This window comes from Bradyrhizobium sp. SZCCHNS30572 (assembly GCF_032484415.1).
Lineage (GTDB): Bacteria > Pseudomonadota > Alphaproteobacteria > Rhizobiales > Xanthobacteraceae > Bradyrhizobium.
Map to the genome: position 1 here is coordinate 260762 of NZ_JAUESY010000002.1, position 12826 is coordinate 273587.

Sequence of the window (12826 nt, forward strand, 5' to 3'; positions counted from 1 at the left end):
GAAGCGCGATGTGAGGGCGGCTAGCTCAGCTGGTTAGAGCATCTCGTTTACACCGAGAGGGTCGGGAGTTCGAATCTCTCGCCGCCTACCATTAGCATCCGCTGGGACGCACCCTCGCAATGGTGACGCTGCTATTGTGGTGCGTCGATTTTCCAAGCTGATGGCGATACTCTCCAGAAGCGCGTTTGTGCGTCGGGTTTCATCGATCTGCTGCTCTCCAAGCTGAGCCACCTTGCCATCGAGCCTCGGCGGCTGAGCCAAACCCACGTCCCGATCACGATGATGGCGCCGCCGAGTGCTCAATTCGGACAAGGGTTCAAAATCCTTTGCGACAGCTGGTGCGAAGCGCCCGGACGATTTCGCGTGGCGATGAACCGTTCTTCGGCTAGCTTAGCGCGCGGCGTGAACATCGCGGGCGAACCGATGACCGACTTCCTGCGCCACTGCACCGGCGGACATGAGCGCGCCATTCCGGCGGGCACCATGCTGCTCGAGGAGGGGCACAACACTGGGCATCTCTACATCCTGCTCGACGGAGAGCTGGAGGTGATCAAGGCCGGCGCCACGGTGGCCGTCATCTCCGAGCCGGGCGCGCTGTTCGGCGAGATGTCGCTCCTGCTGGAGCAGCCGCACACGGCGACCGTGCGGGCGCTCGTCGATTGCCGGATCTACGAGATCCCGGATGCGCCACGCTTCCTCAGTGAAAATCCCGAGGCGACGCTCGCGATTGCGCGCATGCTGGCGCAGCGCCTCAACGTCGCCAACAGCTATCTCGCCGACCTGAAGCGGCAATATGCCGGCCACGGCACCCATCTTTCGATGGTCGGCGAGGTGCTGCAGAGCATGATCAACCTGCCGCCGCAGCAGGTTTCGCCAGGAACGGATCTGGAATCCGATCCACGACTCTGAGCCAGTCCGGCGCCGCCGTCACGGGCTGCGCCGGGCGTTGCAGGGGGCCGGCGAGATCGATCCATTCGGCTTGCCCCGCCGCCAACCAGAAGGCGCGCCCTTCGTCGGTGTCGAGCACCATGTAGGTCGGCGGTCGCCCGGGTTGCCGCCCGGTGTTGAAGACCCAAGTCTCACCGACGCGATCGAACCAGGACCCATCCGTGATGAAGGGCGACTGGTGGACGTGGCCGGAGATCACCATCGCCGGGCGGTGCCGCGCGATGAAGCCTTCGAGCTCGGTGTCGCCGAAGAAGCGCTTGCCGCCCCAGCTCACCGGCGAGTTGGCCGGCGGCGCATGATGCACCCAGATCCAGCGGGCTGTGTCGCGCGTCGCGGCGGCATCGAGCTGGCTTGCGATGGCGGCCTTGACGATGGGGCCGTCCCACCACGGGCAAACCGAGAACAGCGTGTCGCCGATCAGAAGGTCATCGCCGTCGGCTGCGATGCCGAGCTCGCGGACCGTCCCGATCCAGGCCGCGATCTTCTCGCCATCCGGGTTGCGCTCCTCCAGGTCATGATTGCCCGAGCAGATCATGACCCGCGTCTTGGCCGCCAGGAGCGCGAGATATGTCTTCACGACCACGATCTGGGCGCGAATGTCGACGATCGAGGCGAGATCGAGCGCATCGCCGGCGAACACCACCGCATCAAAATGATCGGCAGCCGCCACCAGCCAGTCGAACTGCGGCAGCGAGTAATGAAGATCGGCAACGATGAGAGTGCGCATGTGGCTCCTGACGCGCCTGATCGAAGCAAGAGCGAGACCAGACCCGGCGACACCAGAGGCTGTCCCGCTATTGCATTGCGCTACGGCGCTCGCCAGCAGGTCCGCGCGCATCTATCGATCCCTCACCCGCGGCGGTATGATGGGGCCGTTGTTCAGCCGCAGCTGCCAATTGCGAGTGTCCATGTCTCGTCGTCCGCGACCGCCAATGACTGTTTCCTTCGTCCGCACCGGCGAACGCCGCTACGCGGTGCGCGCGACGCTCGGCGACGGACACACCCTCGAAATGAGCCCGGCGCCTGGCTTCGATCCCTGGATGCCGCATGATCTGCAACACTTCATCGTCGAAAAGCATCTCGGGATTGACGGCGCCGTATTCGGGCGGCTCGCGGCCGGCGGCACGGCCGGGACCTTTCATTTGGTCCCGCATGCGACCTCGTCCCGCGAGGCCGCGCGGCTGCGCCGCAGGCATGAGACCAAGGACCAGCGCCTGATGCCGGAACGCAGCGAGGACTATGCCCGCTCCGAGCGCGCTACATATGTGTGCTGGCAGGACTGGCTGCAGCAGGCTGACGATCCGGCGCTGCGGGCGCGCGGGGCCGAGATGGCACCGTCGGCGCGCAGTCTGCTGGACGGGATGTCAGCGGAGGAGCGCGCGGCCTACACGCCGGCGCGGCGCGACGCCATCCGACAGGAGTTCGCGCGTCTGAGCCGACGTTGGAGCGCTCTCGCCATCGGCGAAAGTCTCTCCGAACCGTGGTGAGGAACGGCCCACTTTCTTACTCAAGCGCATCGCGGCCTCGTGCCTTGACAGGACAGGCGGCTGCATGCGCCATGCCGGTTCTTGCGATGACCTCAATCAGACAGGGCACATCATGCAATTGCCGGCAGGGGACGACCGCAACGCCGACCAGATCGCCTATTGGAACGGGCCCGGCGGCCAGCGCTGGTCCGATCGCCAGGAGGCGCAGGATATCCTGCTCGCACCGGTGTCGCAGATCCTGATCGAGCGTATCGCCGCGAAGCCGGGTGATCGCATTCTCGACATCGGCTGCGGCTGTGGTGGTTTGTCGATCGCACTGGCCGGGCAGGTGGCGCCCGGCGGCTCCGTTCTCGGCGTCGACATCTCCGCACCGATGCTCGAGCGGGCGCGCGCGGTGGCGCCGGCCGGGCTTCCCGCCGAGTTCGTGCTGGCCGACGCGACCGTGTATCCGTTCGCGCCGGCGAGCCTCGATCTGCTGGTGTCGCGGTTCGGGGTGATGTTCTTTGCCGATCCGGTGGCGTCGTTCGCCAACATCCGCCGCGCGCTGAAGCCGGGCGGCCGGGTCGTGTTCGCCTGCTGGCGCGAGCCGAAGGCCAATCCCTGGATGATCGCGCCGCTGCAGGCGGTCTATCGTCACGTCCCGAAGCTGCCGGAGATGGCGCCGGAGGATCCTGGCCCGTTCGCCTTCGCATCCGAAGCGCGAGTGGCGCGGATCCTCGGCGAGGCCGGCTTCAGCGACGTCGCGCTGGAGGCGCATGCGCTGTCACTCGACATCGCCCGCGGGCAGGGTCTCGAGGCGGCAGTGGAGTCGGCGTTCGAAATCGGCCCCGCCAGCCGCGCGCTGGAGGGGCATCCCCAGGAGACGCGCGAGGCGGCGCGGCAGTCGGTCCGCGAGCTGCTGACGCAGTATGTACGCGGCGACAGCGTGACGCTCGCCGGCTCGATCTGGCTGGTGACGGCGCGCGTCTGACGCGCGCCGGACGGCGCTCAGGATCGCTCTTCCCAGATCATCGCCAGATGGACGATGGTCTGCGCCGCCTTCTCCATGTCCTGGACGCTGACCCATTCGAGACGCGAGTGGAAGGCATGCTCGCCGGCAAAGATGTTGGGGCAGGGCAGGCCCATGAACGACAGCCGCGAACCGTCGGTGCCGCCGCGGATCGATGTCCTGACCGGCGTCAGGCCGGCGCGGCGGATCGCCTCCTCGGCATAGGTCACGATCTCCGGATGCAGATCGATGACCTCCTTCATGTTGCGGTATTGCTGCCGAACCTCCATCCGATAGCTCGAGCGCGGATAGTCCTTCAGGACATCCCTGACGATGTCCTCGAGCAGCGCTTCCTTCTGCCGCAGGCCCTGCTCGCTGAAATCGCGCACGATGAAGTCGAGTCGCGCCTGTTCGAGCGCGCCGGAGATCCCGACCGGATGCAGGAAGCCTTCCTTGCCCTCCGTCGTCTCCGGCGAGCAGCCATCCTTCGGGAGCCGATCGACGATTGCGGACGCGATCTTGATCGCGTGCTCCATCTTGCCCTTGGCAAAGCCGGGATGGGCGCTGACGCCGTTGATGAGGATGGTGGCGCCGTCGGCGGCAAAGGTCTCGTCCTCGATGTTGCCGGCGGTTTCGCCATCCATCGTGTAGCCGAAGTCGGCGCCGAGCTTCTTCAGGTCGACCCGGTCGACGCCGCGGCCGATCTCCTCGTCCGGCGTGAACAGGATCTTGATGGTGCCGTGCTTGATCTGCGGATTGCTGATCAGGAACTGCGCCGCGTCCATGATCTCGGCGATGCCGGCTTTGTTATCGGCCCCGAGCAGGGTGGTGCCGTCGGTGGTGACGATGTCGTTGCCGATCTGGTCCTTCAATGCAGGATGCTCAGCCGCACGGATGATCTGGCTCGGGTCCCCCGGCAGCACGATGTCGCCGCCCTGGTAGTTGCGCACGATCTGCGGCTTCACGTTGGCCCCGGAGCAATCGGGCGACGTGTCCATGTGCGAGCAGAAGCAGATCACCGGCACGGCCTTGTCGGTGGTGGCGGGGATGGTCGCATAGACGTAGCCATGGTCGTCCAGGTGAGCGTCCGAGAGGCCCATTGCCTGCAGCTCGGCTGCGAGCATCCGGCCGAGATTCTTCTGTTTGAGCGTCGAAGGACAGGTCGGCGATGTCGGGTCCGACTGGGTGTCGATCGCGGCGTAGCGGAGCAGGCGCTCGGTGACGGAGTGGGTGTAGCTGCGAAGCGGGTCGGACATGGGCACCAAGAGAGAGAGAGGGAGACGTTAGTGGAGGTATCAGTATACTAATATATCAGTTATTGCATGCCAGATACCAGGGGGTGGCAACCTATCAATGGTTTCCGCTCTGATCAAAGATCGTCCGCCAGCTCCCGTGCGGAATACGGCGGGTCGCGGGCCGGCGTTGATCAGCACCGCCTCGCCGACAGCAGGATTGCGCACTCCGGCGCGCGCCACCTGCAGGATACCGACTCCGGCGATTCGAAGCTCATCTTCCTCGCACCGGTGGCGGGCGATTCGTGGGCAGCGTCCGCGAGGAATCTCCTCTCACTCGCTTCCTGGTCAGCAAGTGCGCCTCGGTGGGGACCGCGGCCGGAAATTTCAATGCCCGGTCGGAAGCATGCGCGGTCGGACTTGGCGCCCATTTTGCCATATCCGGCCTGCGACGTCGTCGCGAAGCGACCGCCAGCGCCGCCGCCGCGGGGCGGGGTTGCCGCGGTCCGGAAGGAGAGACGCGGGACAGGTCGATTTGGCCCATCACCGTGCGGCGACTAACGTCGGCTGCCCGGGCCCAGCCAAGGAGATCGGGCGTCCTGCATTGCTCCCCCATCAAGGACTTCGCACAGCTGTCGGTTCATTGTCCTTGACTTCGAAACATCGCCCCTTTAAGTCGCACTCCTCCGCGGATTTCGCGATCACGCGGGAGTAGCTCAGTTGGTTAGAGCGCCGGCCTGTCACGCCGGAGGTCGCGGGTTCGAGCCCCGTCTCTCGCGCCATGTTTTCAATGGCTTAGCTTTTGATGTGATCTGTCCGCTGGCGCAATCAGCGACGCCGCGCGATCCCTTCCCGTCTACGACCTGGCGCTCCGCCGGACTGCAAGTGCTCCGTCGCCGATTTTCCGATCGGCATGAAAAAGGCCACCCGGCGGGTGGCCTGCGATTGCCGTCAGATGGCAGCGGAGCAGTGGCCTCAGCGGACGACCATCGAGTCGCTGGAACTCGTCATGGTCACCGGCTTGCCTGCCTTCACGACGTGCGATGCCGTCTGGCTGTAGTCGACGTTGGCGCGGGTCGCGATGCCGAAAGCGGTCACCGCGATGCCGGCGACCAGGGCAACGACGACGATCTTCAGATGGGTCGATCGGTCTGCGGAATGCAGCGAGTGGTTCATGTCAGCCTCCCGGCGTCTCAGAGCGCCACTTTGTTGCCTGGACATGTACCCCCGCTTTGTTTCGATCCCGTTTCTTCGTTTCCTCAAAATGGTTTCATCGGTTGCAGCCGCCGCGGCGGCAATCGGGAGTATGCGGCCGGGGCTAACAGCGCGCGGCGGTGCCGGTATCGACGGCGGCCGTGGATGATCTTGATCCGGCGGCCCTTCGTGACCATCTCCCGCGGTAACGGAAGCCTATCGGGTGACGGTCCCGTCGCCTCGTTTGGATCTCCCGATCGAGCGCTGATCCGCATCCGTCTCCGACCAGCCAGCCTGCGCACACCGGCGTGCGTCCTCGCGATTGCTGATCGCCTCAGCGTCCTGCGTTGGACCGTGCGGCACCGTAATGCTGCGGGTCTGCAATGCGGCTCCTGCACGCGTCATCCGCGGCGCCGCTGCTCGGTGTGTCCGGGTTTCCGCAATGTGGGGAGGGATGACACCGGCGAGACGGCTTGTCTTGCGCGGCTTGGTGCGCTGCGCTAAGGCTTCGACCAATTCCAATGCAACGAGTCTGCGGTTTGCACCGAAACCGCAGAGGAAAGTGGCGCCGATGACCGGCATCCTTCAGAACTATCTCCCCCTCGTCGTTTTCATAGGTGTCGCAGCCATCATCGGGGTGGTGCTGCTGATCGCGCCGTTCCTGGTCGCCTACCAGCAGCCCGATCCCGAGAAGCTCTCCGCGTACGAGTGCGGCTTCAATGCGTTCGACGACGCCCGCATGAAGTTCGACGTCCGCTTCTATCTGGTTGCCATCCTTTTCATCATCTTCGACCTCGAAGTCGCCTTCCTGTTCCCCTGGGCAGTCGCATTCGGCAAGCTCGGCGCGGCCGGCTTCTGGTCGATGCTGGTGTTCCTGGCCGTGTTGACGGTCGGGTTTGCCTACGAATGGAAGAAAGGCGCGCTTGAATGGGATTGAGCCCGACCACGTCCTCGACCGGGCCGGCGATCGCTCCGGCCCCGAAGGGCATTCTCGATCCCGCGACCGGCAGGCCGATCGGTGCCAACGACCCGTATTTCCTCGAGGTCAGGCACGAGCTGTCGGACAAGGGATTCTTCGTCGCCACCGCTGACGATCTCATCACCTGGGCCCGCACCGGCTCGCTGATGTGGATGACGTTCGGCCTGGCCTGCTGCGCCGTCGAGATGATGCAGGTCTCGATGCCGCGCTACGACGTCGAGCGGTTCGGCTTCGCGCCGCGCGCCTCGCCGCGCCAGTCCGACGTGATGATCGTCGCCGGCACGCTGACCAACAAGATGGCGCCGGCGCTGCGCAAGGTCTACGACCAGATGCCGGAGCCGCGCTACGTCATCTCGATGGGGTCGTGCGCCAATGGCGGCGGCTACTATCACTATTCCTATTCGGTGGTCCGCGGCTGCGACCGCATCGTTCCCATTGACATCTACGTGCCCGGCTGTCCGCCGACCGCCGAAGCGCTGCTGTACGGTGTGCTGCTGCTGCAGAAGAAGATCCGGCGCACCGGCACCATCGAACGCTGAAGGTTTTTCGTTATGGACGACGGCAGGCTCGACGCCCTTGGGCAGACGATCGTAAGCGCGCTCCCGGGCGCCGCGATCGGCCATACGGTCGCTTTCAATCAGCTCACGGTGAACGTGGAGTCCGCCCGGATCATCGAGGTCGTGACACATCTGCGCGACGATCCGGCTCTCCGCTTCGTCAACATCACCGACATCACGGCGGTCGACTATCCTGAGCGCGCCAAACGTTTCGATGTTGTCTATCACTTCCTGTCACCGACGCTGAACGCGCGCATCCGGCTGAAGGCCGAGGCCGACGAGACGACGCAGGTGCCGTCGCTGATCGATGTCTTTCCGGGCGCCGATTGGTTCGAGCGCGAGGCCTACGACCTCTACGGCGTGATCTTCGTCGGCCACCCGGACATGCGCCGCCTGCTGACGGATTACGGCTTCGACGGCCATCCGCTGCGCAAGGACTTCCCGACGACGGGGTTCGTCGAGGTGCGCTACGACGATCAGGAGAAGCGGGTCATCTACGAGCCGGTGCGGCTCAACCAGGAATTCCGCAAGTTCGATTTCCTGTCGCCCTGGGAAGGTGCGGACTATCCGCTGCCGGGCGATGAGAAGGCGACGAAGTGAATTGGGCGAATAGGGAATAGCGAGTAGCGAATAGGGATGATGGTTGACCTCGCAGCCGATAAATTCATATCGCGACCTCCGGGTTTGGCAGGATGCCATGTCCCTTGCGGAGGCGTGTTATCGGCTGACGCGCCAATTTCCTCGCGAGGAGCAGTTCGGACTGACGTCACAGATCAGGCGGTCATCAGGTTCGATTGCCGCCAACATCACCGAGGGGCACGGGCGAGAGAACACCGGCAGCTTCGTCCAGTCTTTGCGAATCGCGCAAGGCTCACTGAAAGAACTCGAAACACATCTGATCTTGGCGGAGCGTGTTGGCCTTTTGCCGTCGTCGGACCTGAAAGCCTCGCTCACGCAATGCGAGAACTTGGGCAAGATGGTTCGCGCGCTCATCCGGTCGTTACAGGACAAGTCGCCGAAATGACGTTCGCTATTCGCTATTCGCCATTCGCTACTCGCCAGGAAGCGGGAGCTTCAGCATGAACGAGCAGAGCCCGGCCCTCCGCAACTTCACGATCAATTTCGGCCCGCAGCATCCGGCGGCCCATGGCGTTCTGCGTCTGGTGCTGGAGCTGGACGGCGAGGTGGTCGAGCGCGTCGATCCGCATATCGGCCTGCTGCATCGCGGCACCGAGAAGCTGATCGAGACCAAGACCTACATGCAGGCGATGCCCTATTTCGATCGGCTCGACTACGTCGCGCCGATGAATCAGGAGCATGCCTTCTGCCTCGCCGCCGAACGCCTGCTCGGCATCGAGGTTCCGCGCCGCGGCCAGCTGATCCGCGTGCTCTACTCCGAGATCGGACGGCTGCTGTCGCATCTGCTCAACGTCACCACCCAGGCGATGGACGTCGGCGCGCTGACCCCGCCGCTGTGGGGCTTCGAGGAGCGCGAGAAGCTGATGGTGTTCTATGAGCGCGCCTCCGGCTCGCGCATGCACGCCAACTACTTCCGCATCGGTGGCGTCCACCAGGACCTGCCGCCGAAGCTGATCGACGACATCGACGCATTCTGCGATCCGTTCCTGAAGGTGGTCGACGATCTCGACCGGCTTCTCACCGGCAACCGCATCTTCAAGCAGCGTAACGTCGACATCGGCGTCGTGACCCTGAAGCAGGCCTGGGAGTGGGGCTTCTCCGGCGTGATGGTGCGCGGCTCGGGCGCGGCCTGGGACCTGCGCAAGTCGCAGCCCTACGACGTCTATGCCGAGATGGAGTTCGACGTTCCGATCGGCAAGAACGGCGACTGCTACGACCGCTATCTGATCCGCATGGAAGAGATGCGCCAGTCGGTGCGTATCATGAAGCAGTGCATCCAGAAGCTGCGAGCACCGGACGGGCAGGGCCCGGTGATGATCACCGACAACAAGATCGCTCCGCCGCGCCGTGGCGAGATGAAGCGCTCGATGGAAGCGCTGATCCACCACTTCAAACTCTACACCGAAGGCGTGCACGTGCCGGCAGGCGAGATCTATGCGGCCGTCGAGGCGCCGAAGGGCGAGTTCGGCGTCTATCTCGTCGCCGACGGCACCAACAAGCCGTACAAGTGCAAGATCCGCGCTCCGGGCTTCGCGCATCTACAGGCGATGGATTTCATCTGCCGCGGCCATCTGCTCGCCGACGTCTCGGCCATTCTCGGCTCGCTCGACATCGTGTTCGGAGAGGTGGACCGCTGATGGGCCATGCGCCGATCCAGTTCGATCGTGCTTCTGGAGCGCTCGAAGGAGCGAACCTCTGGGAGCGCACGGCTGCATTGGCGCTGTCGACCGGCTCGAAGATTTCCTCGCATTTCTCGCATCGCGGCTACAACCGCTGTGCCAATCTGCTGCGCCTGGCGCTGCCCGAACGCGACATCGCGGTGAAGCTCAACCCGGACGCCGTGTTCGAGTTTCCCTATGGCGACGGCTATTGGAGCAAGCTGCTCAACCGCGACTATCACTATGAGGACGAACTCGAGTTCCTTTTTCTCGGCACTGTCGATGTCGACTACACCTTCATCGACGGCGGGGCCAATTACGGCTACTGGTCGGTGCTGGTGTCGAGCACGCCCTACGGCGCGCACAAGGCGATCGCGATCGAGCCGTCCTCGGCGAACTTCGCCAAGCTCGCGAACAATGCGCAGATCAACGGCGGCCGCTTCGAAGTGATGAAGTGCGCCATCGGCGAACGCCGCGGCGTCGCGCATCTCACCGGTACCAAGCACGAGGCCTTCAGTATCGCTGGCGACAGCGCTGGCGGTGAGCAGGTGCCGGTGATGGCGCTCGACGATCTGATCGACGACGGCAAGGTCGCCGCTTCCGGCAAGTACCTGATCAAGCTCGACGTCGAGGGCGTCGAGATCGAGGCGATCAAGGGCGGGGCGCGGCTGCTCGCGACCGACAGCATGATCCTGTGCGAGGAGCACGGCCAGGATCGCAACCATACGGTCTCGCGCTACATCCTCGATCAGACGCCGATGCAACTGATGGTCTACGACCCCGCAAGCGGCCGCCTCGAGACCGTGACAGAGCTGTCGATCCTCGACCGGATCAAGGCGTCCGCCCACGTCGGCTATAACGTGTTCGGAACTGCAAGTGCCTTCTGGCAGAATCGCGTCGCAGCGCTCAATGCAAGTGCCGCGCGCCGCATGCAATGAAAGATTGAAGAGCCATGTCCGTCCGCCGTCTTGCCCCGAAGGAAGTCCAGCCCGCGAGCTTTGCGTTCACGGACGAGAACCTTGCCTTCGCCAAAGCGCAGATCGCGAAATATCCGGAAGGCCGCCAGGCCTCGGCCGTGATCGCGATCCTGTGGCGCGCGCAGGAGCAGAACGAGGGCTGGGTGTCGGAGGCGGCCATCCGCGTCGTCGCCGACATGCTCGGCATGCCCTACATCCGCGTGCTCGAGGTGGCGACCTTCTACACGATGTTCCAGCTGCAGCCGGTCGGCAAGAAGGCGCATGTGCAGGTGTGCGGCACCACGCCGTGCCGTCTGCGCGGCGCCGAAGAACTGATCGAGGTCTGCAAGCATCGCATCCATCACGATCCCTTCCACCTGTCGAAGGACGGCGACTTCAGCTGGGAAGAGGTCGAGTGCCTGGGCGCCTGCGTGAACGCGCCGATGGTGCAGGTCTGGAAGGACACCTATGAGGACCTGACGCCGGAGAGCTTCGGCAAGGTGCTCGACGGCTTCGCGACCGGCAACCTGCCGACGCCGGGTCCGCAGAATGGCCGCCAATTCTCGGCGCCGGCGGGCGGGCCGACCACGCTGAAGGAGAAGACATGAGCCGCAATCGCACCCGCGTTGCGGCCCTGACCGAAGAGGGCGCCGCGATGAAGAACTGGCGCTACGTGGCGCTGCATACGCTCGCAGCCGCCGCTTTCATTTTCGTGCTGCAGCGGTTCGCGCTCAATGCGACGCTGGAGTCCAGTCTGCTGTGGGCCCTGGTGTTCGGCGGCTGCGCCGCCTTCATCGCCACCATGCAGTCGAACCGCTGACATCCGAGGAAGCCGTCTGATCATGCTCGACGACAAGGACCGCATCTTCACCAACCTCTATGGCCTGCATGATTGGGGCCTCGAAGGCGCACGCCGGCGCGGCAGCTGGGATGGCACCAAGGCGCTGATCGAAAAAGGTCGCGACTGGATCATCAACGAGATGAAGGCTTCAGGCCTGCGCGGCCGCGGCGGCGCCGGCTTCCCGACCGGCCTGAAATGGTCGTTCATGCCGAAGGAATCGACCGACGGCCGGCCGAGCTACCTCGTGGTCAACGCCGACGAGTCCGAGCCCGGCACCTGCAAGGATCGCGAGATCATGCGGCACGATCCGCATCATCTCGTCGAGGGCTGCCTGCTGGCCAGCTTCGCGATGAACGCGCATGCCTGCTACATCTATGTGCGCGGCGAGTTCATCCGCGAGCGCGAGCGGCTGCAGGCGGCGATCGATCAGGCCTATGAGGCCAACCTGATCGGCAAGAACAACATCCATGGCTGGCCGTTCGATCTCTATGTCGCGCATGGCGCCGGCGCCTATATCTGCGGCGAGGAGACCGCGCTGCTGGAGAGCCTCGAAGGCAAAAAGGGCCAGCCGCGGCTGAAGCCGCCTTTCCCGGCGAACGTCGGCCTCTATGGCTGCCCGACCACCGTCAACAACGTCGAGTCGATCGCGGTGGCGCCGACCATCCTGCGCCGCGGCGCCGCGTGGTTTGCCGGCATCGGCCGTCCGAACAATGTCGGCACAAAACTGTTCTGCATCTCCGGTCACGTCGAGCGGCCCTGCAACGTCGAAGAGGCGATGGGCATCCCGTTCCGCGAGCTGATCGAGAAGCATTGCGGCGGCATCCGTGGCGGCTGGGACAATCTGAAGGCGGTCATCCCCGGCGGCTCGTCCGTGCGCATGGTGCCGGCCGAGCAGATCATCGATACGCCGATGGATTTCGACAGCCTGTCGAAGCTGCGCTCCGGCCTCGGCACCGCGGCCGTGATCGTGATGGACAAGTCGACCGACCTGATCCGGGCGATCGCGCGCATCTCCTACTTCTACAAGCATGAGAGCTGCGGCCAGTGTACGCCGTGCCGCGAGGGCACCGGATGGATGTGGCGCGTGCTGACGCGCATGGCCGAAGGCCGGGCGCACAAGCGCGAGATCGACATGCTGCTCGAAGTCACCAAGCAGATCGAGGGACACACGATCTGCGCGCTGGGCGACGCGGCAGCTTGGCCGATCCAGGGGCTGATCACGCATTTCCGTCACGAGATCGAGGCGCGCATTGACCAGTATTCGCACAAGGCCGATGTCGACGACGTCGGCGTGCGCGATCCCGCGCACATGGTGGCGGCGGAGTAGGTGATGGCGGTCCGGTTCGC

At 64.6% G+C, this 12826-nt stretch carries 15 protein-coding genes and 2 tRNA genes; 14 read left to right on the top strand and 3 right to left on the bottom strand.

Features of this window, described 5'->3' with window-relative positions; translation table 11 throughout:
- The first annotated feature begins 14 nt into the window (after positions 1–14).
- Together QX048_RS06175 and QX048_RS06180 are read left to right on the top strand one after the other, a co-directional pair.
- A tRNA-Val gene (locus tag QX048_RS06175) sits at positions 15–91 on the top strand.
- A gap of 332 nt (positions 92–423) precedes the next feature.
- The gene (locus QX048_RS06180; protein WP_316185773.1) at positions 424–909 is read left to right on the top strand and encodes a cyclic nucleotide-binding domain-containing protein; all 486 of its coding nucleotides are present in this window, start codon (positions 424–426) and stop codon (positions 907–909) included.
- Here QX048_RS06180 and QX048_RS06185 read toward each other — a convergent pair.
- Positions 848–1675 (bottom strand): metallophosphoesterase, encoded by an 828-nt coding sequence (locus tag QX048_RS06185; RefSeq protein ID WP_315750881.1) that lies wholly within the window; start codon positions 1673–1675, stop codon positions 848–850. The genes QX048_RS06180 and QX048_RS06185 overlap by 62 nt on opposite strands.
- Here QX048_RS06185 and QX048_RS06190 point away from each other — a divergent pair.
- Together QX048_RS06190 and QX048_RS06195 are read left to right on the top strand one after the other, a co-directional pair.
- Positions 1674–2435 carry a hypothetical protein gene (locus tag QX048_RS06190; RefSeq protein WP_316193065.1) on the top strand — a complete coding sequence of 254 codons (762 nt, stop codon included), beginning with the start codon at positions 1674–1676 and terminating at the stop codon, positions 2433–2435. The two genes, QX048_RS06185 and QX048_RS06190, sit on opposite strands and share 2 nt — an antisense overlap.
- A 112-nt stretch (positions 2436–2547) precedes the next feature.
- Positions 2548–3405, top strand: a complete 858-nt coding sequence (locus QX048_RS06195) for a class I SAM-dependent methyltransferase (protein WP_316193064.1) — start codon at positions 2548–2550, stop codon at positions 3403–3405.
- A 17-nt stretch (positions 3406–3422) separates the two neighbouring features.
- On the opposite strand, the gene pepT is transcribed toward QX048_RS06195, so the two are convergent.
- Complete coding sequence (gene pepT / locus QX048_RS06200) at positions 3423–4679, bottom strand: peptidase T (protein WP_315711541.1); 1257 nt, start codon at positions 4677–4679, stop codon at positions 3423–3425.
- 681 nt (positions 4680–5360) lie between these two features.
- On the opposite strand from pepT, the gene QX048_RS06205 reads away from it, so the two are divergent.
- A tRNA-Asp gene (locus tag QX048_RS06205) sits at positions 5361–5437 on the top strand.
- A gap of 193 nt (positions 5438–5630) precedes the next feature.
- On the opposite strand, the gene QX048_RS06210 is transcribed toward QX048_RS06205, so the two are convergent.
- Positions 5631–5831 carry a hypothetical protein gene (locus QX048_RS06210; RefSeq protein WP_315711542.1) on the bottom strand — a complete coding sequence of 67 codons (201 nt, stop codon included), beginning with the start codon at positions 5829–5831 and terminating at the stop codon, positions 5631–5633.
- A gap of 589 nt (positions 5832–6420) precedes the next feature.
- On the opposite strand from QX048_RS06210, the gene QX048_RS06215 reads away from it, so the two are divergent.
- From QX048_RS06215 to nuoF, 9 genes are all read left to right on the top strand, one after another.
- Complete coding sequence (locus tag QX048_RS06215; RefSeq protein WP_008964559.1) at positions 6421–6786, top strand: NADH-quinone oxidoreductase subunit A; 366 nt, start codon at positions 6421–6423, stop codon at positions 6784–6786.
- Positions 6783–7367 carry a NuoB/complex I 20 kDa subunit family protein gene (locus QX048_RS06220; protein ID WP_173424458.1) on the top strand — a complete coding sequence of 195 codons (585 nt, stop codon included), beginning with the start codon at positions 6783–6785 and terminating at the stop codon, positions 7365–7367. The genes QX048_RS06215 and QX048_RS06220 overlap by 4 nt, the downstream gene beginning before the upstream one ends.
- A 12-nt stretch (positions 7368–7379) precedes the next feature.
- Positions 7380–7985: an NADH-quinone oxidoreductase subunit C gene (locus QX048_RS06225; RefSeq protein ID WP_315827173.1), complete on the top strand. Its 606-nt coding sequence runs from the start codon at positions 7380–7382 to the stop codon at positions 7983–7985.
- 97 nt (positions 7986–8082) lie between these two features.
- Entirely contained in the window at positions 8083–8409 is a 327-nt protein-coding gene (locus QX048_RS06230; RefSeq protein WP_409999251.1) for a four helix bundle protein, read from the top strand.
- 55 nt (positions 8410–8464) lie between these two features.
- The gene (locus tag QX048_RS06235; RefSeq protein ID WP_315711546.1) at positions 8465–9661 is read left to right on the top strand and encodes an NADH-quinone oxidoreductase subunit D; all 1197 of its coding nucleotides are present in this window, start codon (positions 8465–8467) and stop codon (positions 9659–9661) included.
- Positions 9661–10620: an FkbM family methyltransferase gene (locus tag QX048_RS06240; RefSeq protein WP_315750889.1), complete on the top strand. Its 960-nt coding sequence runs from the start codon at positions 9661–9663 to the stop codon at positions 10618–10620. The genes QX048_RS06235 and QX048_RS06240 overlap by 1 nt, the downstream gene beginning before the upstream one ends.
- A 14-nt stretch (positions 10621–10634) precedes the next feature.
- The gene (gene nuoE, locus QX048_RS06245) at positions 10635–11246 is read left to right on the top strand and encodes an NADH-quinone oxidoreductase subunit NuoE (protein ID WP_172109602.1); all 612 of its coding nucleotides are present in this window, start codon (positions 10635–10637) and stop codon (positions 11244–11246) included.
- Entirely contained in the window at positions 11243–11458 is a 216-nt protein-coding gene (locus QX048_RS06250) for a hypothetical protein (protein WP_315711550.1), read from the top strand. The genes nuoE and QX048_RS06250 overlap by 4 nt, the downstream gene beginning before the upstream one ends.
- Positions 11459–11480: 22 nt before the next feature.
- Entirely contained in the window at positions 11481–12806 is a 1326-nt protein-coding gene (gene nuoF / locus QX048_RS06255; RefSeq protein WP_315711552.1) for an NADH-quinone oxidoreductase subunit NuoF, read from the top strand.
- The last annotated feature ends 20 nt before the right edge of the window (positions 12807–12826 follow it).